Raw genomic sequence first — 231 nt, forward strand, 5'->3', positions numbered from 1 at the left:
GGGTGCGTAGGCGGTATGGTAAGTCGGATGTGAAATACCCTAGCTTAACTAGGGAACTGCACTCGATACTACCGTGCTAGAGTAAGACAGAGGTGAGTGGAACTGAGAGTGGAGCGGTGAAATGCGTTGATATTCTCAGGAACACCGGTGGCGAAGGCGACTCACTGGGTCTTTACTGACGCTGATGCACGAAAGCTAGGGTAGCAAACGGGATTAGATACCCTGGTAGTC

Annotated in this window: 1 rRNA gene; it reads left to right on the plus strand. The window is 51.5% G+C overall.

Annotated features, from left to right (window positions below):
• Nucleotides 1-231: ribosomal RNA gene (locus tag ACTHS3_RS18830) — 16S ribosomal RNA — on the plus strand; the annotation flags it as partial.

It is taken from the genome of Neisseria sp. P0009.S007, from assembly GCF_051962515.1.